Genomic DNA, 24,941 nt, shown 5'->3' with positions numbered 1-24,941 from the left:
ATTCAAAATGGCATTCAGCGATGACCATTTTCTTCAGGGAGACACCTATGAAATTCCGCCTGTCGGCGCTTGCGCTGGCTACCACTGTGCTGGTCGGTTGTGCCAGTTCCGGTAAAGATTCGCAGGGACGTTCAGACCCGCTGGAAGGGTTCAACCGCACCATGTACAGCTTCAACTTCAATGTGCTGGATCCGTATGTTGTCAGACCCGTTGCCGTTGTCTGGCGTGATTATGTGCCGCAGCCAGCGCGTAATGGTCTGAGCAACTTCACCAGCAACCTTGAAGAACCGGCGGTGATGGTGAACTTCTTCTTACAAGGCGATCCGTACCAGGGGATGGTTCACTTTACACGCTTCTTCCTGAACACCCTGCTGGGGATGGGCGGCTTGATGGATGTCGCGGGTGCTGCGAACCCGAAATTGCAGCGCGTTGAACCGCACCGTTTTGGTAGCACGCTGGGGCATTACGGCATGGGTTACGGCCCTTATATGCAACTGCCGTTCTATGGCAGTTTCACGCTGCGTGAAGACGGTGGTGATATGGCCGATACGCTCTATCCGGTGCTGTCGTGGCTGACATGGCCGCTGTCGGTGGGCAAATGGACGGTTGAAGGCATTGAATCGCGCGCGCAACTGCTGGATTCAGACGGCCTGCTGCGCCAGTCTTCCGATCCGTACATTCTGGTGCGTGAAGCCTACTTCCAGCGCCACGATTTTATCGCCAACGGCGGTAAGCTGAAACCGCAGGAAAACCCGAACGCGCAGGCGATAGAGGGCGATTTGAAAGATATCGACTCGCAATAAACCCAGCCCAGCAAATAAAAAAGGTGAGCACGGCGCTCACCTTTTTTTATGCCTGATGGTTTATCAGAACGCGTAGTTGAAGTTCGCGCCGTACAGCCATGCACGACCTTCAGAGCTGAAGGTATACGGGCCTTCGGTGAATTTCACTTTCTGACCGTGCATATAAGAAACGCCGACGTCGACGGACGCATCTTTATTAAATGCATAGGTCGCACCGGTGCTCAGCCAGAGGCGATCCTGATCCGGGATGGAGATGGAGCGTTTGTCTGCCGGAACCGGGCTGTCATCGAAGGCGATACCGGCGCGGAAGGTCCAGTTATCATCCATATAATAGGTAGTACCCAGCGCGATACGGTAGGCGTCTTTAAAGCTTTCATCTTTATAGAACAGCGTCTGGCCGTTGTCGCCGGTCGCTTTCAGCTCCTGGAACTGGCTCCAGCTGGTGTAAGTCAGGCTGTAGTGAATGGCCCACTGCGGGTCAACACGGTTATAACCCGACACTTCCCACATTTCCGGCAGGTGCAATGAGAGCGAACCGTTGGTGGTGGCACCGCCAGTACCGTATGGCAAGTTAAGATTTAGCGCCGCATTGATCGGGTTCAGCGCTGCGGGCAGGCTGCTCTTATAATCGCCGTCGAAGTCGACTTTGACTTCAGAACGATAGGTGAAAGCGTAGCGGTTGTTTTTATCCAGCTCGTAGAGAATACCGGCATTCCAGCCAAAGCCCCACTCATCGCCTTTCAGATGGGCGATTTGCGTATCGCGGCTAATACCACCAGCCTGCGCGGCGAGTCGCTGTGCATCTTGTGGTGACAGGCGACCCGATTGCACCAGCCCTGGCAGACCTGCGCCGATGATTTGCGGCAGGTCACCCGCGTAGCGCTCCACTTTCGCACGTGCATAAACGGCATCGAAACCGAGGCCGAAGCTCCAGTGGCTATCCAGACGATACGCACCGCTCAGGTTGAGGTTCAGCGTTTCGAGATCGGTTTTACCGCCCATTGAACCGGCTGCATAGCTGTTGTTGAACTCGGTGGCCAGCCCGTAGTTAGAGGTCACGGACGCGCCCCAGCCAAATTGATCGTTAATCGGTGCCACGAAGTGCAGGTTCGGGATCCACGCGGTCGGGGCGATGTTGTCCTGGCTGGCATTGTTACCAATGGCAGAACGGCCTTTTACGTTAACATCCGGATCGACAAACACCGCACCACCAGAGAAGGTTGGGCGATCGAACATGGTGATCAGCGCCGGGTTGCGGCTGACGCTGCCTGCGTCATCAGCAATGGCGCCTTCACCGGAATAAGCCCGGCCAAGGCCAGAGGATGAAAACTCGTTGAGTTGAAAGCCTGCGGACCAGGCCTGGGTAGAAACGATTGCCACTGCGACTGCCAACGCAGACTTGGTAAACCGGGTTTTCTGGCTCATGACCATAACCTCATTCGAAATCGATTTATTTTTATACAAACTTTGTTACGCGGGGTAACAGGAGCGCGAAGTGTAGGGTCTGAGGTACATCTGAGAAATCAGACCAGTGGCGAGAGTATAGGTCTGACCAGAGGAAATGTTGCAAGTATGTATATAAGATTTTTCAATTGTGATCTTCGAAACGGGATCTGCGCAGCAAAATTGCCCCCGGTGTTAATCAGTCGATTAGATGATTTTTGTTTTAGATCATTTTTAAGTGTGATTTCGGTCACTTATCACCGCTTGCGGAATTAACGACTGGAGCCACATTCCCTCGCGGCGTAAAATATGCGCAACGTTTATCTGGCACCTTGGGTGCGAATTCAGAGGAAATCTACCATGAGTAAATGCAGTGCTGATGAAACCCCGGTTTGCTGCTGTATGGATGTTGGCACCATTATGGACAACTCCGACTGCACCGCCTCTTACAGCCGCGTGTTCGCTAAACGCGCCGATGCGGAAGAAACCCTGGCTGCGCTGAGCGCCAGAGCCCGCAGCGTGGAATCCGATCCTTGCCAAATCACTTCCACGTTCACGGAAGTGGCAGACGGTGTGCGCCTGGATATCGATTTTGTCTTCGCTTGCGAAGCCGAAACGCTGATTTTCCAGCTCGGTCTGCGTTAATTATCCCGCCAACGCTCCCGTCCAGCGGGGGCGTTTTGTTAAGTATCTCTGTGCCTTAGCTCCCATTTTTTTCTCCCTCCCATTGGCTAAATGTAAAAAATTGGTTAAGACTGTTATCAGGTCAGACCACTTAATGCATTACGCTGTTAACAGGGGAGTGTTATGAAGGCATTACCGCTTGTCACCCGCCAGGGCGACCGCATTGCCATTGTCAGTGGGTTACGTACCCCTTTTGCCCGCCAGGCGACCGTCTTCCACGGCGTGCCGGCCATCGATCTTGGCAAAATGGTGGTGGGAGAGATGCTGGCACGCAGCGAAATTCCCCCCGAAGTGATTGAACAACTGGTTTTTGGCCAGGTGGTTCAAATGCCCGAAGCGCCGAATATTGCGCGCGAAATAGTGCTTGGCACCGGCATGAGTGTGCATACCGACGCTTACAGTGTAAGCCGTGCCTGCGCGACCAGCTTTCAGGCGGTGGCGAATGTCACCGAAAGCCTGCTGGCGGGCACCATTCGTGCAGGTATCGCTGGTGGTGCAGACTCATCTTCAGTGCTGCCGATTGGCGTCAGCAAAAAACTGGCGCGAACGCTGGTGGATGCCAACAAAGCGCGCAGCATGGGGCAAAAACTGAAACTCTTCTCGCGCCTGCGTCTGCGCGACCTGCTGCCGGTCCCTCCGGCGGTGGCGGAATATTCCACCGGCCTGCGCATGGGCGATACCGCTGAACAGATGGCGAAAACCTACGGTATCAGCCGTGAGCAGCAGGATGCGCTGGCGCACCGCTCACACCAGCTTGCCGCCCAGGCCTGGGCAGAAGGCAAACTGGCAGAAGAGGTGATGACCGCTTACGCGCCGCCATTTCGTGACCCGGTCGAGAAAGATAACAACGTACGTACAAATTCGAGCCTGGCGGATTATGCAAAACTGCGTCCGGCGTTTGATCGCCAGCACGGCACGGTGACGGCGGCCAACAGTACGCCGCTTACCGATGGCGCCGCGGCGGTGATCCTGATGACGGAATCCCGCGCCAAAGAGCTTGGGCTGGCGCCGTTGGGATACCTGCGCAGCTATGCGTTTACCGCGATTGATGTGCGTGAAGATATGCTGCTTGGCCCGGCGTGGGCAACGCCGCTGGCGCTGGAGCGAGCCGGATTATCAATGGCGGATTTAACCCTGCTTGATATGCATGAAGCCTTTGCTGCGCAAACCCTTAGCAATCTGAAGCTGATGGCCAGCGAGCGTTTTGCCCGCGAGGTACTGGGACGTTCACAGGCAACCGGCGAAGTGGATGACAGCAAATTTAACGTGCTTGGCGGCTCTATCGCTTATGGGCATCCGTTTGCCGCTACCGGCGCGCGTATGATCACTCAGACCCTGCATGAGCTGCGCCGTCGTGGCGGCGGTTTTGGTCTGGTGACGGCCTGTGCCGCGGGCGGTCTGGGTGCGGCAATGGTTCTGGAGGCAGAGTAATGACCACAACATCGGCATTTACCCTTAGTGTGCGTTCCGACAATGTGGCGGTAGTCGCTATTGATGTACCGAACGAGAAGATGAACACCCTGAAAGCGGAGTTCGCAACGGATGTTCGCGCCATTTTAAAACAGATCCGCGAAAACAAAGCGTTGCGCGGCGTGGTGTTTATCTCAGCAAAACCGGACAACTTTATTGCCGGCGCGGATATCAATATGATCGCCCGCTGCCAGACGGCGAAAGAGGCCGAAGAACTCGCCCGTCAGGGGCAGCAACTGATGGCGGAAATCCACGCCCTGCCGATCCCGGTCATCGCCGCGATTAATGGCCCCTGCCTCGGCGGTGGGCTGGAACTGGCGCTGGCGTGCCATCGCCGGATTTGTACAAACGATGCCAAAACGGTGCTGGGATTACCGGAAGTGCAACTGGGGTTGCTTCCCGGTTCTGGCGGTACGCAACGTTTGCCGCGCCTGATCGGCGTGAGTACCGCGCTGGAGATGATCCTCACCGGTAAGCAGTTACGCCCACGGCAGGCATTAAAAGTGGGTCTGGTTGACGATGTGGTTCCGCCTTCCATTTTACTGGACGCCGCCGTCGGACTGGTTTCGCAGGGGCGTCCTGCCAGCCGCCATTTACCGGTGCGTGAACGCATTCTTGCCGGGCCGCTTGGCCGCACTTTATTGTTCCGCATGGTCGCAAAAAAAACCGAACAGAAAACCCAGGGGAATTATCCTGCTGCATCGCGCATTCTCTCGGTGGTTGAAACCGGTCTTGCCCAGGGGGGCAGCAGCGGTTATGACGCCGAAGCACGCGCGTTTGGTCAACTGGCGATGACGCCGCAATCGCAGGCGCTACGGCATCTCTTTTTTACCAGTACCGATATCAAAAAAGATCCTGGCAGCGTCGTCGAACCCGGCCCGCTTAACAGTGTGGGCGTGCTGGGCGGTGGGTTGATGGGCGGCGGTATCGCATTTGTCACGGCCAGCAAAGGTGGGTTGCCGGTTCGCATTAAAGATATTAATGCGAAGGGCATTAACCATGCGCTGAAATACAGTTGGCAACAACTGGATAAAAAAGTGCGCCGTCGTTACCTGAAACCCGCCGAGCGCGACAGCCAGATGGCGAAGATCTCCGGTTCGCTTGATTATCGTGGCTTTGCCCATCGCGATCTGGTGATTGAAGCGGTGTTTGAGGATCTTGCGTTGAAGCAGAAAATGGTCGCTGAAGTCGAAGCTAACTGCGCAGCGCATACCATTTTCGCCTCCAATACCTCGTCTTTACCGATCGGCGATATTGCTGCGCATGCGGCGCGTCCGGAAAAAGTTATCGGATTACATTTTTTCAGCCCGGTGGAAAAAATGCCGCTGGTCGAGGTGATCCCTCATGCCGGTACCGATGAGCAGACCATTGCCACGACGGTGAAGCTGGCGAAAAAACAGGGCAAAACGCCGATCGTGGTGGCAGATAAAGCGGGCTTTTACGTTAACCGCATCCTCGCGCCTTATATTAATGAAGCGATGCGCCTGCTAAGCGAAGGGCAACGCATTGAAACTATCGATCAGGCGCTGGTGAAATTCGGTTTTCCGGTAGGGCCCATCCAGTTGCTGGATGAAGTGGGGATCGATACCGGCACCAAAATTATCCCGGTGCTGGAAGCTGCCTATGGAGAACGTTTTAGCGCGCCTGCAAGTGTGGTTAACGCAATCTTGAATGACGATCGCAAAGGCAGAAAAAATGAGCGCGGTTTCTATCTTTACCCGACGAAAGGGCGTAAAAGCAAAAAGCAGCCAGACCCATCGATCTACCGCTTAATCGGTGTTTCAGATGGCACGCAGTTACCGCCTCAGCAGATAGCAGAGCGGTGCGTGATGTTGATGCTGAACGAAGCGGCTCGCTGCTTTGATGAACAGGTGATTCGCAGCGCGCGCGATGGTGATATTGGTGCCGTGTTTGGCATCGGTTTCCCACCGTTTTTGGGCGGGCCGTTCCACTATATGGATGCGCTGGGCATAAGCGAAGTGGTGGCGACACTACAGCGGTTACAGGCGCAGTACGGCGAGCGTTTTGCTCCTTGCGAGCCGCTGTTACGCATGGCGGAACAAGGTGTAACTTTCTGGCCGACAAAAGAAACCGAACGTTTCAGTTAGTGTCTAAAAAAGTAATTCTGTTATACCTCATGGGCTTTACGGTTATTTAATAAACAGTGATTGACTATAGTTGCGCCATTGAGGTAAAAAACAGCGTTTCATTCAACGAATGGATCAGGCACAATGCCCGGCCATTAATATTTTCCGATGTCGTGAAATGATTTTGCGGTGAAAGTATTAATGATTCTGGTTAACAAAAGCGGTGCAATATGCAAGTTTTTATCATGCGTCACGGCGACGCTGCCCTCGATGCAGCCAGTGACTCGGTTCGTCCCTTAACCCCTTGTGGCTGTGACGAAACCCGTCTGATGGCAACATGGTTGAAAGGCCAAAAAGTGGATATTGAACGTGTTCTGGTTAGCCCTTTTTTACGTGCTGAACAGACGCTGGATAAGGTAGGAGAGTGTATGAACCTGCCTGACAACGTGGATGTCCTGCCGGAACTGACGCCCTGCGGCGATATCGGCCTGGTTAGCGCCTATTTGCAGGCGCTGGCAAACGAAGGTACTTCCGCCGTGCTGGTGATTTCTCACCTGCCGCTGGTCGGATACCTGGTGTCCGAGCTCTGCCCGGGTGAAGCGCCGCCGATGTTTACCACCTCCGCCATCGCCAGCGTTACGCTGGATGAAGACGGTAAAGGTGTCTTTAACTGGCAAATGAGTCCCTGCAACCTGAAGATGCCAAAAGCTATCTGATTCGCCGGACCATGAAAGATAAAGAGCCGCATTGCGCGGCTCTTGTCGTTTCTGCGCTTCAGGGCAACTCCGGCGGCTGCCACTCTTCCACTTCTATAAGCACCAGTATTGCCGCATCGCCGCCATACTCTTTCGGGGCCTGGTGAAACGCCATCACATGCGGGTGCTGCGCCAGCCACAGCGGTGTCTGCTGCTTGAGAATATGTTTGCCGTGGCCGTGCATCACGCAGGCGCAAAACACATGTTCGCGACGGCAGGCGGCAATCAACGCCCCCAGTTCCTGTTTCGCCTGAAGCTGGGTTAAACCGTGCAGATCAAGAAACAGCTCCGGGGCATAATCGCCACGGCGGATCTTTTTCAGCTCAAAATGGCTGACATCGTCGCGCACATATTTTACCGGGCCTTCGGTGTTTAACAGCGGCTGGAACTCATCAGAAAAATAGTGGCTGTTATCGGCCTGCTCCTGCAGCAACCGTTTCTCCGGCACTTCAGTGATTTTTTTTCGTGCCGGGCGATGAACCACGGTGTCCTGCTTTATCTGGCGTGTACCGGCCATCAGTTGCCGGAACAGCGCCTGTTCCTCCTCGCTAAGCGATGGTTTCTTTTTCATCTGCGCATCTCATCTTTTCTTTTTTTCAGTGTACCCGACTCATTGCGCCAGCGGTGCAGCAAAATGCATTTTTACCCCGCGCAGGTGCGTGAGAATGCTGATTTATCGCCGTCTTCGTGGCAAACTAGCCGCCGAATTTAATGCGAGCATGCGCCTGGGGGATACCATGGATAAAATTTTCGTCGACGAAGCAGTGAACGAGCTGCACACCATTCAGGACATGTTGCGCTGGTCGGTAAGCCGATTTAGCGCCGCCAATATCTGGTACGGCCACGGCACCGACAACCCGTGGGACGAAGCAGTGCAACTGGTATTGCCAACACTCTACCTGCCGCTGGATATCCCGGAAGATATGCGCACCGCGCGCCTGACCTCCAGCGAGCGTCACCGCATTGTTGAACGCGTGATCCGCCGTGTTAATGAGCGTATTCCAGTCGCTTATCTCACTAATAAAGCCTGGTTTTGCGGCCACGAATTTTATGTTGATGAGCGCGTACTGGTGCCGCGTTCGCCGATTGGCGAGCTGATTAACAACCATTTTGCGGGTCTTATCGATGAACCGCCGAAGCATATTCTTGATATGTGTACCGGTAGCGGCTGTATCGCGATTGCCTGTGCTTATGCCTTCCCGGAAGCGGAAGTGGACGCCGTCGATATCTCCACGGACGCGCTGGCGGTAACCGAACACAATATCGAAGAGCACGGGCTTATTCATCACGTGACGCCAATCCGCTCCGACGTTTTCCGCGACTTGCCGAAAGTGCAGTACGACCTGATTGTGACCAACCCGCCGTACGTTGACGAAGAAGATATGGCAGATCTGCCTTCTGAGTATCGCCATGAGCCAGAACTTGGCCTGGCCTCCGGCAGCGATGGCCTGAAACTGACGCGCCGCATCCTCGCCTGCGCGCCGGATTACCTCTCTGACAACGGCATCCTGATTTGTGAAGTGGGTAACAGCATGGTACATCTGATGGAACAATATCCGGACGTACCGTTTACCTGGCTGGAGTTTGATAACGGCGGGGACGGCGTCTTCATGCTGACCAAAGCGCAGCTTATCGCCGCTCGCGAACATTTCAGCATCTATAAAGATTAAAACGATGCTCAACACAGACAACGACAACGGAGCCGTGATGGCAGGAAACACAATTGGACAACTCTTTCGCGTAACCACCTTCGGCGAATCGCACGGCCTGGCGCTCGGCTGTATTGTCGACGGCGTGCCGCCGGGCATTCCGCTAACCGAGGCGGATCTGCAACACGATCTGGACAGACGCCGCCCGGGGACATCTCGCTACACCACTCAGCGCCGCGAGCCGGATCAGGTGAAAATCCTCTCCGGCGTGTTTGAAGGCGTCACCACTGGCACCAGCATTGGTCTGCTGATTGAAAATACCGATCAGCGTTCGCAGGATTATGGCGCGATTAAAGATCTGTTCCGTCCGGGACATGCGGATTACACCTATGAGCAAAAATATGGTGTGCGCGACTATCGCGGCGGTGGCCGTTCTTCCGCCCGTGAAACGGCGATGCGCGTGGCGGCTGGCGCTATTGCTAAAAAATACCTGGCGCAGAAATTTGGCATTGTTATTCGCGGTTGCCTGACGCAGATGGGCGACATCCCGCTGGCGATTAAAGCGTGGGAGCAGGTGGAGCAGAACCCGTTTTTCTGCCCGGACCCCGATAAAATTGACGCACTGGATGAGCTGATGCGCGGCCTGAAAAAAGAGGGCGATTCCATTGGCGCGAAAGTGACCGTTATCGCTGATGGCGTACCGGCAGGTCTTGGCGAGCCAGTGTTTGACCGCCTTGATGCGGATATTGCCCATGCGCTGATGAGCATTAACGCGGTGAAAGGCGTTGAAATTGGCGATGGCTTTGAGGTGGTAAAACTGCGCGGCAGCGAAAACCGCGACGAAATCACCAAACAGGGTTTTCAGAGCAACCACGCGGGCGGCATTTTGGGCGGTATCAGCAGCGGCCAACAAATTGTCGCCACTATTGCGCTGAAACCCACCTCAAGCATTACCGTGCCCGGTAAGACGATCAACCGCTTTGGCGATGAGGTCGAAATGATCACCAGAGGTCGTCACGATCCGTGTGTTGGCATTCGCGCCGTACCGATCGCTGAAGCGATGCTGGCGATTGTCTTGATGGATCACTTCCTGCGTCAGCGCGCGCAAAACGCTGATGTAATAACCGATATTCCACGCTGGTAACCATGAAAAAAACGGCAATCGCCTTGTTTGCCCTGCTGGTGAGCGCAACTGCCATGGCGGCGACGCCATGGCAAAAACTGACCCATCCCATCGCCGGTAGCCCCCAATCTATCGGCGCGTTTTCCAATGGTTGCATCGTTGGCGCACATGAGCTGCCGCTGCAATCGGATCACTATCAGGTGATGCGCACCGATCAACGGCGCTATTTCGGCCATCCGGATCTGGTGTTATTCATTCAGCGCTTCAGTACTCAGGTGTACAACCTCGGGCTCGGTACGGTGCTGGTAGGCGATATGGGAATGCCAGCCGGTGGGCGCTTTAACGGCGGTCACGCCAGCCACCAGTCGGGGCTGGATGTTGATATCTTCCTGCAGCTTCCGAAAACGCGCTGGAGCGCGGCGCAATTGCTCAAACCGCAGGCGCTGGATCTGGTTTCCAGCGAGGGCAAACAGGTGGTTCCCGCGCTGTGGAAGCCGGAAATCAGCAGCATGATCAAGCTGGCGGCAGAGGATAACGAGGTGACGCGTATCTTCGTTAACCCGGCTATCAAGCAGCAGCTTTGCCTGGATGCGGGTAGCGATCGTGACTGGCTGCGCAAAGTGCGCCCGTGGTTCCAACATCGCGCGCATATGCATGTGCGCCTGCGCTGCCCGGCGGACAGCCTGGAGTGCCAGGATCAACCGCTGCCGCCGCCAGGCGATGGTTGCGGCGCGGAATTGCAAAGCTGGTTTGAACCGGCGAAGCCGGGTAGTTCAACGCCTGAGAAAAAGACGCCGCCGCCGTTGCCGCCGTCCTGTCAGGCTTTACTGGATGAACACGCACTCTGATGGAACTCTTTCAACAACTGTTTATGGTGTCACCGTTGCTGCTGGTGACGCTTTTTTTTGTCGCGCTGCTGGCCGGGTTTATTGACGCGCTGGCGGGCGGTGGTGGGCTGCTAACCGTTCCGGCGCTGATGGCGGCGGGCATGTCACCGGCGCAGGCGCTGGCGACCAACAAATTGCAGGCCTGCGGCGGTTCGCTTTCGGCATCGCTCTATTTTATTCGCCGCAAAGTGGTGAATCTCGCCGATCAGAAGCTCAATATTTTGATGACCTTTATCGGCTCCACCACCGGCGCGCTGCTGGTGCAACATGTGCAATCCGATGTGCTGCGCCAGATCCTGCCAATTTTAGTTATCTGTATTGGCCTCTATTTCTTGCTGATGCCAGGGCTGGGCGAAGAGGATCGTCAGCGCCGCTTGTACGGCCTGCCTTTCGCGCTGGTTTCCGGCGGCTGTGTTGGTTTCTATGACGGTTTCTTCGGCCCGGGCGCAGGCTCGTTTTACGCCCTGGCGTTTGTCACACTTGCGGGTTTTAACCTGGCAAAATCGACCGCTCATGCCAAAGTGCTGAATGCCACCTCCAACGTCGGCGGGCTGCTGCTATTTATTATTGGCGGCAAAGTGGTGTGGGGCACCGGTTTTGTTATGCTGGCCGGGCAATTTCTCGGCGCGCGCATGGGCTCGCGTCTGGTGCTCAGCAAAGGGCAAAAGCTCATTCGTCCGATGATTGTGATTGTCTCGGCGGTGATGAGCGCCAAACTTCTCTATGACAGTCACGGGCAGGAGATCCTCCAGTATCTGGGGGTGAATGTATGACGCATCACTATCAACAGTTAATTGATATTTTCGACGGCTGTTTTGCCGACGATTTTAATACCCGTCTGATTAAAGGCGACGACGAACCGATCTATCTTCCTGCTGATGCGGATGTTCCTTATAACCGCATTGTCTTTGCCCACGGCTTTTATGCCAGCGCGTTACATGAAATTTCGCACTGGTGCATTGCGGGAGCCGAGCGGCGCAAGCTGGTGGATTTTGGTTACTGGTACTGCCCGGACGGCCGCGATGCGGCGACGCAGGGGAAATTCGAAGATGTTGAAGTCAAACCGCAGGCGTTTGACTGGTTGTTCTGCGTGGCGGCAGGTTTCCCGTTTAACGTCAGTTGCGACAATCTGGAAGGCGATTTCGAACCCGATCGCATCGTGTTCCAGCGCCGTGTACATGCACAGGTGATGGCGTATCTGGAGCAGGGCATTCCTGCACGTCCGGCGCGTTTTATTAAAGCACTACAGGATTATTACCAGACGCCGCCCTTAGCGGCAGCACAGTTTCCGTGGCCGGAAGACCTGTAAGGCCATTTTTTAAAATGAGGAAGAGAGATGATCGCGGAGTTTGAATCACGCATTCTGGCGTTAATAGATAACATGGTGGACCACGCCAGTGATGATGAGCTGTTCGCGGGCGGTTATCTGCGCGGCCACCTGACATTGGCGGTGGCGGAGCTGGAGAGCGGCGATGACCATGCGCCCGAAACCCTGTACGGCAAAGTGACCACCAGTGTGCAAACCGCTATTCAGGCGGGGGAATTATCGCCGCGCGATCAGGCGCTGGTGCTCGGCATGTGGGAAAACCTGTATCAGCAGGCGAAAGCGCACTAAGCCGTTCTTTCCCTCTCCATTCTGGAGAGGGAAAACATCCACCTCATTTCACCGCTTTGCCCTTCAATAACTTTCTGACCCATAAACGATTCGGGTTCATTGCCGCCAGCGTTTCACCGTCCAGCGGGATCGGTTCATTGCTCATTTGTGATGCCAGAATTTCTGCCGCCAGCGGCGCGCTGCAAAGACCTCGTGAACCCAGCGCTCCCAGCATAAACAGGCCGTCATAGGCGGGCGCGCTGACGGCTGTTTCGCTGTGTTCTGCGAGGGTCGCATAGGCGCTAAGCGTTGCGTCGTAATCCGCCACGTTGCCAACCATCGGCAGGTGATCGCGCGTGGCGCAGCGCACGCCGCAGCGCGCCTCGCCCGCGCTGACGTCCACCGTTTTGGCCCATGAAGCCTGCGGGAAGCAGTCGAGCAACCGCTGGCGGTTCTGCTGCTGATCGGCTTCGCTGTAGGCGGTTTCCTGCTGACCGCGATGATAACTGGCGCCAATGCAGTGCTGCTGATTGTGCGGGTTTTGCGGCGTCAGATAGCCGTCATAACACAGCACCTGGCGTAACGGGCTGAGCTGAGGCGTGCTGGGAATATGGCTGACCTGGCCTGCCACCGGATACACCGGCAGTTTTTCCGTTTGCGCAAAGTGGTGAATGCGGTGCCCGTTAGCCAGCACCACGGCGGCATGCTGGCGTAACTCGCCGCCTTTGATATGCAACTGCCAGTAATTATCGCCAGCCGTTAATTGCTCGACATCATACCCATAGTGCACCTGCAAACCCTGTTCACAAGCCAGCGCGATAGCGGACGCCGTGAGCTGCGCCGGGCAAAGCCAGCCGCCTGCCGGGTAAGTGATGCCACCGCAGCCGGTTTCCACGCCGCAGAGCGCATCGACCTCATTAGCCTCAACGCGCCTGGCGAGTTCCGGGGGCAGATCCAGCGTCAGCATCTGTTCGATTTTATGCTGGCTTTTATCATCCCAGCCGAGTTGTGTCACGCCGCACCACTGATGGTCGAATTCAACAGGAAGCGCGTCGTACACGCGGCGGGCAAAGGTAAAAGCCGCCGGGAAGAAACGCGCCAGCGCCGGATCGTGCGCGCTGAGCAAAGGATAGAGTGCGCCCTGGCGGTTGCCGGATGCGCCTTCGGCAGGGGCGTTATCGGCGCAATACAGCGTGACCTGCCAGCCGCGACGCAGCAACGCCAGCGACAATAGTGCGCTGGCTACCCCGCCGCCAATTAGCGCCACTTCGCGCTTCTCTGTGCCGCTGCGGGCAAACCACGGCGCACGAACCGCTGGCATTTGCGGGTTCTCCATCACCCCGGTGAGCATTTCGCGTTTGCGGCCAAAACCTTTGCTTTTGCGCATGGTAAAACCCGCCTCTTGCAGACCGCGCCGGACGAAACCCGCCGAGGTAAAAGTCGCCAGCGTACCGCCAGGCCTTGCAAGACGCGCCATCGCCTGAAACAGATTAGGTGTCCACATGTCCGGGTTTTTGGCGGGCGCAAACCCGTCAAGGAACCAGGCGTCGACGCTCTGGTTGAGCGAATCATCCAGCGTATCGGTCAGTTCGTTGATATCACCGAACCACAAATCGAGCGTCACACGACCGCCATCCAGCAACAGGCGGTGGCAACCGGCAAAGGGCAGCGGCCACTGTGCTTGTAGCTGTTCTGCCCAGTTCGCCAGTTCCGGCCAGTGGGCGTGCGCTTTGCGCAGATCGTCGCGGGTGAGCGGAAATTTTTCAAAACTGATGAAATGTAATCTTTCCAGGGTAGCGTCGGGGTTTACTGCGCGAAAGGCCGTAAACGCCTGCCAGAGGGTAAGGAAGTTCAGACCGGTGCCGAAACCGCTCTCCGCCACCACAAACAGCGGGCGCGGGTGGTCAGGAAAACGCTGTTCAAGACGGTTGCCGCCGAGAAAAACATAACGAGTCTCTTCCAGCCCGTTATCATTAGAGAAGTAGACATCGTCAAAATCTCGGGAAACAGGTGTACCCTCAGCGTTGAATTCCAGGTTGGCGGATTGTATAGCGGTTTGTTTCACGTAAGTTACTCGTCCATCAAGCAGTGTCACGATCTTAACGAGGGACAAAGAAAGGCGCAAATTTCCTCAGAAATTGTCTGATCGGACTTGTTCGGCGTACAAGTGTACGCTATCTTGCGACACGAAACTTAATTAGTGCGACTTTAGGGGTATTGAATGAAACGTGCAGTGATTACTGGCCTGGGCATCGTTTCCAGCATTGGTAACAACCAGCAGGAAGTCCTGGCATCCCTGCGTGAAGGACGCTCAGGGATCACATTCTCTCAGGAATTCAAAGATTCCGGCATGCGCAGCCACGTATGGGGTAACGTTAAACTGGACACCACTGGTTTGATTGACCGTAAAGTGGTTCGTTTCATGAACGATGCCTCTATCTATTCCTATCTCTCCATGCAGCAGGCGATTGAAGATGCCGGCCTGAAAGACGAGGTTTACCAGAACAACCCGCGCGTGGGCCTGATTGCAGGTTCTGGCGGTTCGTCTAAATCTCAGGTTTTCGGTGCTGATGCAATGCGCAGCCCGCGTGGTCTGAAAGCGGTTGGCCCGTATGTGGTCACCAAAGCGATGGCGTCTGCGGTTTCCGCGTGCCTCGCAACACCGTTTAAAATTCACGGCGTGAACTACTCCATCAGCTCCGCATGTGCCACTTCCGCACACTGTATCGGTAACGCGGTAGAGCAGATCCAACTGGGCAAACAGGACATCGTTTTTGCCGGCGGCGGCGAAGAGCTGTGCTGGGAAATGGCCTGCGAGTTCGACGCAATGGGCGCGCTCTCTACCAAATACAATGAAACGCCGGAAAAAGCGTCCCGTACTTACGATAAAAACCGTGACGGTTTCGTTATCGCAGGCGGCGGCGGTATGGTGGTGGTTGAAGAGCTGGAGCACGCGCTGGCGCGCGGCGCGCACATTTATGCGGAAATCGTTGGCTACGGCGCGACCTCCGATGGCGCAGACATGGTAGCGCCGTCAGGCGAAGGCGCAGTGCGCTGCATGAAGATGGCGATGCACGGTGTTGATACGCCGATCGATTATCTGAACTCCCACGGGACTTCCACGCCGGTTGGCGATGTGAAAGAACTGGGCGCTATCCGCGAAGTGTTCGGCAACAACAGCCCGGCGATTTCCGCGACTAAAGCGATGACCGGTCACTCTCTGGGTGCGGCTGGCGTTCAGGAAGCGATCTACTCCCTGCTGATGCTGGAGCACGGCTTTATCGCCCCGAGCATTAACGTGGAAGAGCTGGATGAGCAGGCTGAAGGCCTGAACATTGTCACTAAACCGATGGATGCGACGCTGACTACCGTGATGTCTAACAGCTTCGGTTTTGGCGGCACCAACGCCACTCTGGTGATGCGCAAACTGAAATAAGTTTGTCTTACCGCGAGAAGGGGAGCCTGAGGCTCCCTTTTTTATTGCCAGCGTTAAACCTTCTTCTGCGGGGCAGCAACGGGCTTTGGCTCTGTCTTGATTGTCGTTGAAGTGACATCTTACCGATCTGGCAGAGGCTGTTTTTACGGTTTCTGGCTCGCGTCCTGGCGGCGAAAACAATTCCGCTTTTATTGCGGGGATTTTTATGCGTTGACAACCCGCTACGGTGACAGGCAAACTCCACCCGCAACATTATCCCCACGATAATGCGTAAGCGTTTAACGTTAACCAACGCGCCTTAATCCTGAAACTCAGGTAGAGGGGGCGTGGTACTTCCAAATCCCGCCTTACTCTGCGTTATGGAGTAATGCATGTCTGCAGAATCACAATCTGTTTGTTCTTCTTCAGCGAATGTCTCGCTGTTTCGCATCGCTTTCGCGGTGTTTCTTACCTATATGACTGTTGGGCTGCCGCTACCGGTGATCCCGCTGTTTGTTCACCAGCAGCTCGGCTACGGCAACACGATGGTCGGTATCGCGGTCGGAATTCAGTTTCTTGCTACCGTCTTAACGCGCGGCTACGCCGGGCGGCTGGCGGATCAGTTTGGCGCTAAACGCTCAGCGTTGCAGGGAATGTTTGCCTGTGCGCTGGCGGGTGTGGCGTGGCTTCTCGCGGCGTTATTGCCGGTTGAACCGCTGGCGAAATTCGCGTTGCTGGTGGTGGGGCGTTTAATTCTCGGCTTTGGCGAAAGCCAGTTACTGACCGGAACGCTGACCTGGGGTATGGGGCTGGTTGGCCCGGCGCGTTCCGGCAAAGTGATGTCGTGGAACGGGATGGCGATTTATGGCGCGCTGGCGGCCGGTGCGCCGCTGGGGTTATTGATCCACAGCCAGTTTGGTTTTGCGGCGCTTGCTGCGACCACTATCGCGTTACCGTTTGTTGCCTGGGCGTTTAACGGCAGCGTGCGCAAAGTCCCGGCACATGCGGGTGAGCGTCCCTCTTTGTGGAGTGTGGTTGGGCTTATCTGGCAGCCGGGCCTTGGTCTGGCATTGCAGGGCGTCGGCTTTGCGGTCATCGGTACCTTTGTTTCGCTCTATTTCGCCAGCAACGGCTGGGCAATGGCGGGCTTTACGTTGACTGCTTTTGGCGGTGCGTTTGTGCTGATGCGTATTCTGTTTGGCTGGATGCCGGACCGTTTTGGCGGCGTGCGGGTGGCGATAGCCTCGCTGATAGTTGAAACCGTGGGGCTATTGCTGCTGTGGCAGGCGCACGACGCGTGGACGGCGCTGCTTGGCGCGGCGCTAACCGGCTGCGGTTGTTCACTGATTTTCCCGGCGCTCGGTGTGGAAGTGGTGAAACGCGTGCCGCCGCAGGTACGCGGTACGGCGCTTGGCGGTTATGCCGCGTTTCAGGACATCTCGTATGCCGTCACCGGCCCGCTGACCGGCCTGCTGGCAACCTCGCTCGGCTATCCGTCGGTGTTCCTCGCCGGGGCTATCTCGGCAGTGACCGGCATTATCGTGACGTTAATCGCTTTCCGCTCCCGTAAATAGCGCAGAAAAACACAGCAATAAAACTCTTTGCAACCGGTTTCACAAAACAAGCCCGAGATGATGTCATGTCATCGCGGGCTTGTTTATCCTTTGTTCACCATTGAGCGAAAGGAGAGAGATATGTCCGGGTTTAAAGCGGATTTTTTATGGGGTGGCGCTGTTGCCGCGCATCAGCTGGAAGGCGGCTGGCAGGAAGGCGGTAAAGGTGTGAGTGTTGCCGATGTAATGACTGCTGGCGCGCACGGCGTACCGCGTGAGATTACCGACGGCGTGCTGCCCGGTAAAAATTATCCCAACCATGATGCCATCGATTTTTACCATCGCTACAAAGACGACATTAAGCTGTTTGCCGAGCTGGGTTTTAAATGTTTTCGCACCTCCATTGCCTGGACGCGTATTTTCCCGAAAGGCGACGAGCTGGAGCCAAACGAAGCCGGGCTGCAATTCTATGACGATCTGTTCGACGAATGCCTGAAGTACAATATCGAGCCGGTGATTACCCTGTCTCATTTCGAAATGCCTTATCACCTCGTCACCGAATATGGCGGCTGGCGCAACCGTAAACTCATCGACTTCTTTGTCCGCTTCGCCAATGCCGTTTTCACCCGCTATCGCAGCAAGGTGAAATACTGGATGACATTTAACGAAATCAATAACCAGGCCAACTACCACGAAGATTTCGCGCCTTTTACTAACTCCGGCGTGAAGTACCAGCCTGGTGAAGATCGCGAAGTGATTATGTATCAGGCGGCGCACTATGAGCTGGTGGCGAGTGCGCTGGCCGTAGAGGCCGGACATAAAATCAACCCGGATTTTAAAATTGGCTGCATGATCGCCATGTGTCCGATCTACCCGTTAACCTGTGCGCCGGACGACATGATGATGTCGGTGGTGGCGATGCATCGCCGCTACTGGTTTACCGATGTGCATGTGCGCGGTTATTACCCGCAGCATCTGCTCAACTACTTCGCTCGCCGTGATTTCAAACTCGATATTACCGACGAAGATTTACAGATCCTCACGCGTGGCCGCGTCGACTATATTGGCTTCAGTTACTACATGTCTTTCGTGACCAAAGCGAAAGAAGATAACCCGCAGCTGGATTACGACGAAACCAAGAGCCTCGTGCCGAACCCGTATGTCAAAGCGTCAGACTGGGGCTGGCAAATCGACCCGGTTGGCCTGCGTTACTCCCTGAACTACTTCTACGACATGTATCAGTTGCCGCTGTTTGTGGTGGAAAACGGCTTTGGCGCGATTGATAAGCCTGAAAGCGACGGCGTGGTCAATGATCAGTACCGCATTGACTATATGCGTAACCACATCAGTGAAATGAAAAAAGCGGTGGTGGAGGATGGCGTTGATTTAATGGGCTACACCCCGTGGGGCTGTATCGATCTGGTCTCGGCGGGCACCGGCGAAATGAAAAAACGTTACGGCTTAATCTACGTCGATAAAGACAACGACGGCAACGGCACGCTGGCGCGCAGTCGCAAGAAATCGTTCTGGTGGTATCAGGACGTGATCAAACATAACGGTGACAATCTGTAAAAGCGAATCCCCTCCAGCGGAGGGGATTTTTTTAACTGAGCAGCCAGAAAAGAAACGCCACGATCAGCAGGGCGATAAAGAAGAAACCCGGACGGGTGGAGATCGCTTTTACCGTCTCTACAATCGGTGCCACGAAGGGGCTGTAAATCGGCTGAATATCACGCACCTCAATCATCCCCGACGCCCGTTCCGTGCGGCGCAAGAACACATGGTTCAGAATATCCTGTACCTGCGCGGTGGTTAACACCGTCTGCGGCGTCGCTTGCCATGTCTGCTGCGCGTACTCGGTGATACTGCGCATCTCGTTATTATCCAGCGGCTGCTTTAGCACCGTCTGGATAACATGCAGCGTTGGCGCGGGATGCGTGCTCAATGTCTGACGCGCCTGTAGCCAGGTCATCAGCGGCGTAAAATGTTTTGCCGGGATCAGTTCGCCGCTTTTCACGCCGGACAGCTCCAGCATCGATTGCCAGATAAGTTTGCCCGATTCACCGGTAGCTGCGGTCAGTTTGATAACCGCCTGGTTGAGCGAGTTATGCTCCGCGGGCAGCAGCGGGCGCTCGGTGGAAGGGCGCTGTTGCGGCTGCGGAATCGTGATCTGGTTGTTTTGCAGCATCGTCAGCACCGTTTTCAACTGCTGCGGTGTCAGCTGGCTTAGCGCCGTCTGCCCGAACTGCTGGCGAATAAAATCACTCACCGCCTGGCGATTATTCCCCTGGCTTAACAGCTCCGTCAGCTGTGAAACCATCTGGCGAGTTGTGTGGTTCTGCGTTGCCGTCTCTACGCGCTGGTTGAGGTTCTGTTCCGCCGCCGGAAAATGGCGGGAAAGCAGCGGCGTGTCGTTCTTCAGCCCTAAATCATGCTTAACGCCCGCCCAGACTTCCGCGCTCTGCTGTTGGGTCAGCGCAATCAGGCGAATAACCAGACGCTCGAGCACAGTGCGCTGCATCGTGGATAACGGTTGCTCGCCGATATGATTGGCGGCTGGAGCTGGCTCTTGCCCGGGAGGGCGCGCGGGGGCACCCTGAATGGGTTGAATCATGGTTTCCTCTTACTCTCGCGTGGCGGTGGCGGCATTGCGGGTATGCCCGGCCGCGAGATTATGGCACACTTGCGCGCTCAACTCCCGTTCTCAAACAGGTACTGAAGCGTGAAAATCCTTGTTGATGAAAATATGCCTTACGCCCGCGATCTTTTTAGTCGCCTTGGCGAGGTAAAAGCGGTTCCCGGTCGCCCGATTCCCGTGGCGGAACTGGCTGATGCGGACGCCTTAATGGTGCGCTCTGTCACGAAGGTGAATGACGGTTTATTACAGGGCACGGGGATCAAATTTGTCGGCACGGCGACGGCAGGCACCGACCATGTTGATGAGGCGTTTTTGCAACAGGCGGGCATTTCCTTTTCCGCCGCGCCAGGCTGCAACGCGATTGCGGTCGTCGAATATGTTTTCTCCTCGTTGTTGATGCTGGCGGAGCGCGACGGCTTTGCGTTACAGGATCGCACCGTTGGTATCGTAGGTGTCGGCAATGTGGGCGGTCGCCTGCAGGCGCGACTGGAAGCGTTCGGTGTTCGTACATTGCTATGCGATCCGCCGCGCGCCGATCGTGGCGACGACGGAGATTTCCGCAGCCTGGACGAGCTGGTGCGCGAAGCCGATGTGCTGACATTCCATACGCCGCTGTTTAAAGACGGGCCGTATAAAACGCTGCACCTGGCGGATGATGCGCTGCTTTCGCGCCTGCAGCCTGGCACTATTCTGATAAATGCCTGCCGCGGGCCGGTAGTGGATAACGCCGCGCTGTTGCAACGTTTGCAGGCCGGGCAGGCGCTGAGCGTGGTGCTGGACGTATGGGAGCCGGAGCCGGATCTGAATGTCGATTTGCTTAACCTTGTCGATATCGGGACGGCGCATATCGCCGGTTACACCCTTGAAGGCAAAGCGCGCGGCACCACGCAGGTGTTTGAAGCCTTTAGCGATTTTCTCGGCAAGCGCCAGCAAGTGGCGCTCGACACGCTGCTGCCCGCACCGGAATTTGGCCGCATTACGCTGCATGGCCCGCTTGATCAGTCAACGCTAAAAAGGCTGGTGCATTTGGTGTATGATGTGCGCCGCGACGATGCGCTGCTGCGAAAAGTAGCGGGCACGCCGGGTGAGTTTGACAAGCTGCGCAAAAATTACCTTGAGCGCCGTGAATGGTCATCGCTGTACGTGCAGTGCGATGACGCCAGCGCCGCCGCGCTGCTGCAACAGCTTGGTTTCAACGCCACGCATAACCCGGCACGTTAATGTCATCTTAATGCTCCCTGCCGAATAGTGCGGCGGGGACGCTTTTTTCCTGGAGTAAATCACCATGTCTGAAGGCTGGAATATTGCCGTTCTCGGCGCCACGGGCGCTGTCGGAGAAGCCTTGCTCGAAACGTTAGCGGAGCGCCAGTTCCCGGTTGGCGAAGTGTATGCGCTGGCCAGAAGCGAAAGTGCCGGTGAAAACCTGCGTTTTGCCGGTAAAACCGTGCGTGTGGAAGATGCCGCCGGGTTTGACTGGACGCAGGCGCAACTGGCCTTTTTCGTCGCGGGAGCACAGGCTTCTGCCACCTATATTGAAGAGGCGACCAACGCGGGTTGTCTGGTGATCGACACCAGCGGTCTGTTTGCTCTGGAACCGGATGTGCCGCTGGTGATGCCGGATGTTAACCCGTTCGTACTGGCGGATTACCGTAATCGCAACATTATTGCCGTGCCGGATAGCCTCACCAGCCAGTTGCTGGCGGCGCTGAAACCGCTGATTGATGAAGGTGGTTTATCACGCGTGAGCGTAACGTGCTTGCTGTCCGTTTCCCGTAACGGCAAGCAGGCGGTGGACGCGCTGGCCGGGCAGAGCGCCAAGCTGCTGAACGGTATCCCGATTGATGAAGACGACTATTTTGGCCGCCAGTTAGCGTTCAACATGCTGCCGCTGCTGTCAGACAGCGAAGGTAGCGTGCGTGAAGAGCGGGTTATCATCGATCAGATGCGCAAAATTTTGCAGGACGAAGGGCTGATGATCTCCGCGAATTGCGTCCAGTCGCCGGTCTTTTACGGTCACGCGCAGATGGTGAGTTTTGAAGCGATTCGTCCGCTGGCGGCGGAAGAGGCGCGCGACGCATTCAGCCGCTTTGAAGATATCGCGCTCTCTGACGCGGGAGATTTCCCGACCCAGGTCGGCGATGCCTCGGGCCAGGCGCACCTTTCTGTCGGTTGCGTGCGTAACGATTACGGTATGCCGGAGCAGGTGCAGTTCTGGTCAGTTGCCGATAACGTACGTTTTGGCGGTGCGCTGATGGCGGTGAAAATCGCGGAAAAATTGGTTCAGGAGTATCTGTACTGATGCAGGACAAGCTGAAAGCGCCGGTCTACAAAATTGCGCTTGGCATTGAGTATGACGGCAGCAAGTATTACGGCTGGCAGCGTCAGCAGGAAGTACGCAGCGTGCAGGAGAAGCTGGAGAAAGCGCTCTCGCAGGTGGCTAACGAGCCCATTAACGTGTTCTGCGCCGGGCGTACCGACGCAGGCGTACATGCGACCGGCCAGGTGGTGCATTTTGAAACCACGGCGCTGCGCAAAGACGCGGCCTGGACGCTGGGTGTAAATGCGAATTTGCCTGGTGACATCGCGGTACGTTGGGTCAAAGATGTGCCGGATGATTTTCATGCGCGTTTTAGCGCCACGGCTCGCCGTTACCGCTACGTCATCTACAATCATCGTTTGCGCCCGGCGGTGCTCGGTCACGGTGTGACGCACTATCACCAGCCGCTGGACGCGGAGCGCATGCACCGTGCGGCGCAGTGTCTGCTCGGTGAAAACGACTTTACCTCGTTTCGCGCGGTGCAGTGTCAGTCGCGCACACCGTGGCGCAACCTGATGCATATCAACGTCAGTCGTTACGGTGCTTATATTGTGGTCGATATCAAAGCCAATGCCTTTGTACATCATATGGTCAGGAATATTGTCGGCAGCCTGATGGAAGTAGGCGCCCACAACCAGCCGGAGAGCTGGATAGCAGAGTTGCTGGCGGTAAAGGACAGAACGCTGGCGGCAGCAACGGCGAAAGCGGAAGGGCTCTATCTGGTGTCGGTGGATTATCCCGCGCGCTTTGAGCTTCCCGCTGCGCCAATGGGCCCGCTGTTCCTGGCGGACTAGTCGCAATTTAAAAAGGCATAACCAGACATGGACTTAATACACTTCCTTATTGATTTCATCCTGCATATTGATGTGCACCTGGCGGAGCTGGTAGCGCAATACGGCGTCTGGGTTTACGCCATCCTGTTCCTGATCCTGTTTTGCGAAACCGGCCTGGTGGTGACCCCGTTTTTGCCGGGCGACTCGCTGTTGTTTGTCGCCGGTGCGCTGGCATCGCTTGGCACCAACGATCTGAATGTCCATATGATGGTGGTGCTGATGTTGGTCGCCGCGATTGCGGGCGATGCGGTGAACTACACCATTGGGCGTCTGTTCGGCGAGCGTTTATTCAGTAATCCGGATTCAAAGATTTTCCGTCGCAGCTATCTCGATAAAACGCATCAGTTTTATGAGAAGCACGGGGGTAAAACGATTATTCTGGCGCGTTTTGTACCGATCGTGCGCACTTTTGCGCCTTTTGTTGCGGGCATGGGGCATATGTCCTATCGCCACTTCGCGCTGTTCAACGTGGCCGGCGCGCTGCTGTGGGTGCTACTGTTCACCTACGCAGGCTATTTCTTTGGCACCATTCCGGCGATTCAGGAGAATCTTAAGCTGCTGATTGTGGGAATTATCGTGGTGTCTATACTTCCCGGAGTGTTTGAAGTTATTCGTCACCGTCGCGCCGCGTCGCGACAGGCAAAATAAGAAGTCAGTGGCGGTTCGACCACTTTTTTATCCCAAGTTGCGAACCGTTATGTTTTAATGTGCACCATTTATGGGCTACCAGGTTCATGTATAAAGGTTATCAATGAGCTGGATTGAAAGAATTAAGAGCAACATTACCCCCACCCGTAAGGCGAGCATTCCTGAAGGCGTGTGGACAAAATGCGACAGCTGCGGCCAGGTGCTGTATCGCGCCGAGCTGGAGCGTAACCTTGAGGTCTGCCCGAAATGTGACCACCACATGCGGATGTCAGCGCGTAATCGCCTGCATAGCCTGCTGGATGAAGGTTCACTGGTAGAACTGGGTAGCGAACTTGAGCCGAAAGATGTGCTGAAGTTCCGCGACTCCAAAAAATACAAAGACCGTCTGGCGACAGCGCAGAAGGAAACCGGCGAGAAAGACGCGCTGGTGGTGATGAAAGGCACGCTGCACGGCATGCCGGTTGTGGCCGCGGCGTTCGAGTTCGCCTTTATGGGCGGCTCCATGGGTTCGGTTGTCGGCGCGCGTTTTGTGCGTGCGGTCGAGCAGGCGCTGGAAGACAACTGCCCGCTTATCTGCTTCTCCGCTTCCGGCGGTGCGCGTATGCAGGAAGCGCTGATGTCCCTGATGCAGATGGCGAAAACCTCTGCCGCGCTGGCGAAAATGCAGGAGCGCGGTCTGCCGTATATTTCCGTGCTGACCGACCCGACCATGGGTGGCGTTTCTGCAAGCTTTGCGATGCTGGGCGATCTGAACATCGCGGAACCGAAGGCGTTGATTGGTTTTGCCGGTCCGCGTGTTATCGAGCAGACCGTGCGTGAAAAACTGCCGCCGGGCTTCCAGCGCAGCGAGTTCCTGATCGAAAAAGGCGCAATCGATATGATTATCCGCCGTCCGGAACTGCGCCTGAAGCTGGCGCGTATTCTGGCGAAACTGATGAATCTGCCGTCGCCGGAACCGGAAGATACGCTGACGGGCACGGTGATGCCGTCACCGACCGATCAGGAAGGCGAAGCCTGATAATACCGAAGGGCAGAGCCAACA

The 24,941-nt window shown here is 56.0% G+C and carries 23 protein-coding genes; 19 read left to right on the top strand and 4 right to left on the bottom strand.

The window, feature by feature from the left end; translation table 11 throughout:
• Nucleotides 1-47 precede the first annotated feature (47 nt).
• Nucleotides 48-803 (top strand): phospholipid-binding lipoprotein MlaA, encoded by a 756-nt coding sequence (gene mlaA, locus H650_RS06780; protein WP_017458648.1) that lies wholly within the window; start codon nucleotides 48-50, stop codon nucleotides 801-803.
• A 63-nt stretch (nucleotides 804-866) separates the two neighbouring features.
• Here the strand turns inward: mlaA and fadL are convergent, their stop codons facing one another.
• Nucleotides 867-2,234, bottom strand: a complete 1,368-nt coding sequence (gene fadL / locus H650_RS06775) for a long-chain fatty acid transporter FadL (protein WP_502690895.1) — start codon at nucleotides 2,232-2,234, stop codon at nucleotides 867-869.
• Nucleotides 2,235-2,606: 372 nt separating this feature from the next.
• On the opposite strand from fadL, the gene H650_RS06770 reads away from it, so the two are divergent.
• The 4 genes from H650_RS06770 to sixA all read left to right on the top strand — a co-directional run bounded on the left by H650_RS06770 (nucleotide 2,607) and on the right by sixA (nucleotide 7,203).
• Nucleotides 2,607-2,891: a YfcZ/YiiS family protein gene (locus H650_RS06770; protein ID WP_020454578.1), complete on the top strand. Its 285-nt coding sequence runs from the start codon at nucleotides 2,607-2,609 to the stop codon at nucleotides 2,889-2,891.
• Between the two features lie 162 nt (nucleotides 2,892-3,053).
• Complete coding sequence (gene fadI / locus H650_RS06765) at nucleotides 3,054-4,361, top strand: acetyl-CoA C-acyltransferase FadI (protein ID WP_020454577.1); 1,308 nt, start codon at nucleotides 3,054-3,056, stop codon at nucleotides 4,359-4,361.
• Nucleotides 4,361-6,508: a fatty acid oxidation complex subunit alpha FadJ gene (gene fadJ, locus H650_RS06760; protein ID WP_020454576.1), complete on the top strand. Its 2,148-nt coding sequence runs from the start codon at nucleotides 4,361-4,363 to the stop codon at nucleotides 6,506-6,508. The genes fadI and fadJ overlap by 1 nt, the downstream gene beginning before the upstream one ends.
• A gap of 209 nt (nucleotides 6,509-6,717) precedes the next feature.
• A complete protein-coding gene (sixA, locus tag H650_RS06755; protein WP_020454575.1) occupies nucleotides 6,718-7,203 on the top strand; it encodes a phosphohistidine phosphatase SixA in 486 nt (161 codons plus the stop codon).
• Between the two features lie 58 nt (nucleotides 7,204-7,261).
• On the opposite strand, the gene smrB is transcribed toward sixA, so the two are convergent.
• The gene (gene smrB, locus H650_RS06750) at nucleotides 7,262-7,813 is read right to left on the bottom strand and encodes an endonuclease SmrB (protein WP_020454574.1); all 552 of its coding nucleotides are present in this window, start codon (nucleotides 7,811-7,813) and stop codon (nucleotides 7,262-7,264) included.
• Between the two features lie 166 nt (nucleotides 7,814-7,979).
• Here smrB and prmB point away from each other — a divergent pair, with 166 nt between their 5' ends.
• The 6 genes from prmB to H650_RS06720 are packed head-to-tail and all read left to right on the top strand — an operon-like array spanning nucleotide 7,980 to nucleotide 12,516.
• Nucleotides 7,980-8,912 carry a 50S ribosomal protein L3 N(5)-glutamine methyltransferase gene (gene prmB / locus H650_RS06745; protein ID WP_044489696.1) on the top strand — a complete coding sequence of 311 codons (933 nt, stop codon included), beginning with the start codon at nucleotides 7,980-7,982 and terminating at the stop codon, nucleotides 8,910-8,912.
• Nucleotides 8,913-8,949: 37 nt separating this feature from the next.
• On the top strand, nucleotides 8,950-10,035 hold the full coding sequence (gene aroC / locus H650_RS06740; protein ID WP_020454572.1) for a chorismate synthase: 1,086 nt from the start codon (nucleotides 8,950-8,952) through the stop codon (nucleotides 10,033-10,035).
• A 2-nt stretch (nucleotides 10,036-10,037) separates the two neighbouring features.
• Entirely contained in the window at nucleotides 10,038-10,862 is an 825-nt protein-coding gene (gene mepA / locus H650_RS06735) for a penicillin-insensitive murein endopeptidase (protein ID WP_020454571.1), read from the top strand.
• A complete protein-coding gene (locus H650_RS06730; RefSeq protein ID WP_020454570.1) occupies nucleotides 10,862-11,674 on the top strand; it encodes a sulfite exporter TauE/SafE family protein in 813 nt (270 codons plus the stop codon). Before mepA ends, H650_RS06730 begins: the two co-directional genes overlap by 1 nt.
• On the top strand, nucleotides 11,671-12,210 hold the full coding sequence (locus H650_RS06725; protein ID WP_020454569.1) for an elongation factor P hydroxylase: 540 nt from the start codon (nucleotides 11,671-11,673) through the stop codon (nucleotides 12,208-12,210). The genes H650_RS06730 and H650_RS06725 overlap by 4 nt, the downstream gene beginning before the upstream one ends.
• Before the next feature lie 27 nt (nucleotides 12,211-12,237).
• A complete protein-coding gene (locus H650_RS06720) occupies nucleotides 12,238-12,516 on the top strand; it encodes a YfcL family protein (protein WP_020454568.1) in 279 nt (92 codons plus the stop codon).
• Nucleotides 12,517-12,559: 43 nt separating this feature from the next.
• On the opposite strand, the gene mnmC is transcribed toward H650_RS06720, so the two are convergent.
• Entirely contained in the window at nucleotides 12,560-14,560 is a 2,001-nt protein-coding gene (mnmC, locus tag H650_RS06715; protein WP_020454567.1) for a bifunctional tRNA (5-methylaminomethyl-2-thiouridine)(34)-methyltransferase MnmC2/FAD-dependent 5-carboxymethylaminomethyl-2-thiouridine(34) oxidoreductase MnmC1, read from the bottom strand.
• A 156-nt stretch (nucleotides 14,561-14,716) separates the two neighbouring features.
• Between mnmC and fabB the strand changes: the two genes are divergently transcribed.
• The 3 genes from fabB to H650_RS06700 all read left to right on the top strand — a co-directional run bounded on the left by fabB (nucleotide 14,717) and on the right by H650_RS06700 (nucleotide 19,035).
• On the top strand, nucleotides 14,717-15,931 hold the full coding sequence (fabB, locus tag H650_RS06710; protein WP_020454566.1) for a beta-ketoacyl-ACP synthase I: 1,215 nt from the start codon (nucleotides 14,717-14,719) through the stop codon (nucleotides 15,929-15,931).
• A 371-nt stretch (nucleotides 15,932-16,302) separates the two neighbouring features.
• Entirely contained in the window at nucleotides 16,303-17,484 is a 1,182-nt protein-coding gene (locus H650_RS06705) for an MFS transporter (protein WP_020454565.1), read from the top strand.
• A gap of 120 nt (nucleotides 17,485-17,604) precedes the next feature.
• Nucleotides 17,605-19,035, top strand: a complete 1,431-nt coding sequence (locus H650_RS06700; protein ID WP_020454564.1) for a 6-phospho-beta-glucosidase — start codon at nucleotides 17,605-17,607, stop codon at nucleotides 19,033-19,035.
• Nucleotides 19,036-19,066: 31 nt separating this feature from the next.
• Here the strand turns inward: H650_RS06700 and flk are convergent, their stop codons facing one another.
• The gene (gene flk, locus H650_RS06695; RefSeq protein ID WP_071925286.1) at nucleotides 19,067-20,074 is read right to left on the bottom strand and encodes a flagella biosynthesis regulator Flk; all 1,008 of its coding nucleotides are present in this window, start codon (nucleotides 20,072-20,074) and stop codon (nucleotides 19,067-19,069) included.
• 111 nt (nucleotides 20,075-20,185) lie between these two features.
• Here flk and pdxB point away from each other — a divergent pair, with 111 nt between their 5' ends.
• The 5 genes from pdxB to accD all read left to right on the top strand — a co-directional run bounded on the left by pdxB (nucleotide 20,186) and on the right by accD (nucleotide 24,917).
• Nucleotides 20,186-21,322, top strand: coding sequence for a 4-phosphoerythronate dehydrogenase PdxB (gene pdxB / locus H650_RS06690; protein WP_020454562.1), 1,137 nt, complete (start codon nucleotides 20,186-20,188; stop codon nucleotides 21,320-21,322).
• 64 nt (nucleotides 21,323-21,386) lie between these two features.
• A complete protein-coding gene (locus H650_RS06685; protein ID WP_020454561.1) occupies nucleotides 21,387-22,400 on the top strand; it encodes an aspartate-semialdehyde dehydrogenase in 1,014 nt (337 codons plus the stop codon).
• Nucleotides 22,400-23,212 (top strand): tRNA pseudouridine(38-40) synthase TruA, encoded by an 813-nt coding sequence (truA, locus tag H650_RS06680; protein WP_020454560.1) that lies wholly within the window; start codon nucleotides 22,400-22,402, stop codon nucleotides 23,210-23,212. The genes H650_RS06685 and truA overlap by 1 nt, the downstream gene beginning before the upstream one ends.
• Before the next feature lie 27 nt (nucleotides 23,213-23,239).
• Nucleotides 23,240-23,899, top strand: coding sequence for a DedA family protein (locus H650_RS06675; protein ID WP_020454559.1), 660 nt, complete (start codon nucleotides 23,240-23,242; stop codon nucleotides 23,897-23,899).
• Between the two features lie 103 nt (nucleotides 23,900-24,002).
• Nucleotides 24,003-24,917 (top strand): acetyl-CoA carboxylase, carboxyltransferase subunit beta, encoded by a 915-nt coding sequence (gene accD, locus H650_RS06670; protein WP_020454558.1) that lies wholly within the window; start codon nucleotides 24,003-24,005, stop codon nucleotides 24,915-24,917.
• Nucleotides 24,918-24,941: the final 24 nt, after the last annotated feature.

Origin of the sequence: Enterobacter sp. R4-368, from assembly GCF_000410515.1 — a bacterium.
Taxonomy (GTDB): Bacteria; Pseudomonadota; Gammaproteobacteria; order Enterobacterales; family Enterobacteriaceae; genus Kosakonia.
This window is presented reverse-complemented; position numbering and strand designations above follow the sequence as displayed.

Bases quoted from the DNA above. Each gene is read 5' to 3' on its own strand.
- mlaA (WP_017458648.1), top strand. From the start codon at position 48: ATGAAATTCCGCCTGTCGGCGCTTGCGCTGGCTACCACTGTGCTGGTC.
- fadL (WP_502690895.1), bottom strand. From the start codon at position 2,234: ATGGTCATGAGCCAGAAAACCCGGTTTACCAAGTCTGCGTTGGCAGTC.
- H650_RS06770 (WP_020454578.1), top strand. From the start codon at position 2,607: ATGAGTAAATGCAGTGCTGATGAAACCCCGGTTTGCTGCTGTATGGAT.
- fadI (WP_020454577.1), top strand. From the start codon at position 3,054: ATGAAGGCATTACCGCTTGTCACCCGCCAGGGCGACCGCATTGCCATT.
- fadJ (WP_020454576.1), top strand. From the start codon at position 4,361: ATGACCACAACATCGGCATTTACCCTTAGTGTGCGTTCCGACAATGTG.
- sixA (WP_020454575.1), top strand. From the start codon at position 6,718: ATGCAAGTTTTTATCATGCGTCACGGCGACGCTGCCCTCGATGCAGCC.
- smrB (WP_020454574.1), bottom strand. From the start codon at position 7,813: ATGAAAAAGAAACCATCGCTTAGCGAGGAGGAACAGGCGCTGTTCCGG.
- prmB (WP_044489696.1), top strand. From the start codon at position 7,980: ATGGATAAAATTTTCGTCGACGAAGCAGTGAACGAGCTGCACACCATT.
- aroC (WP_020454572.1), top strand. From the start codon at position 8,950: ATGGCAGGAAACACAATTGGACAACTCTTTCGCGTAACCACCTTCGGC.
- mepA (WP_020454571.1), top strand. From the start codon at position 10,038: ATGAAAAAAACGGCAATCGCCTTGTTTGCCCTGCTGGTGAGCGCAACT.
- H650_RS06730 (WP_020454570.1), top strand. From the start codon at position 10,862: ATGGAACTCTTTCAACAACTGTTTATGGTGTCACCGTTGCTGCTGGTG.
- H650_RS06725 (WP_020454569.1), top strand. From the start codon at position 11,671: ATGACGCATCACTATCAACAGTTAATTGATATTTTCGACGGCTGTTTT.
- H650_RS06720 (WP_020454568.1), top strand. From the start codon at position 12,238: ATGATCGCGGAGTTTGAATCACGCATTCTGGCGTTAATAGATAACATG.
- fabB (WP_020454566.1), top strand. From the start codon at position 14,717: ATGAAACGTGCAGTGATTACTGGCCTGGGCATCGTTTCCAGCATTGGT.
- H650_RS06705 (WP_020454565.1), top strand. From the start codon at position 16,303: ATGTCTGCAGAATCACAATCTGTTTGTTCTTCTTCAGCGAATGTCTCG.
- H650_RS06700 (WP_020454564.1), top strand. From the start codon at position 17,605: ATGTCCGGGTTTAAAGCGGATTTTTTATGGGGTGGCGCTGTTGCCGCG.
- H650_RS06685 (WP_020454561.1), top strand. From the start codon at position 21,387: ATGTCTGAAGGCTGGAATATTGCCGTTCTCGGCGCCACGGGCGCTGTC.
- truA (WP_020454560.1), top strand. From the start codon at position 22,400: ATGCAGGACAAGCTGAAAGCGCCGGTCTACAAAATTGCGCTTGGCATT.
- H650_RS06675 (WP_020454559.1), top strand. From the start codon at position 23,240: ATGGACTTAATACACTTCCTTATTGATTTCATCCTGCATATTGATGTG.
- accD (WP_020454558.1), top strand. From the start codon at position 24,003: ATGAGCTGGATTGAAAGAATTAAGAGCAACATTACCCCCACCCGTAAG.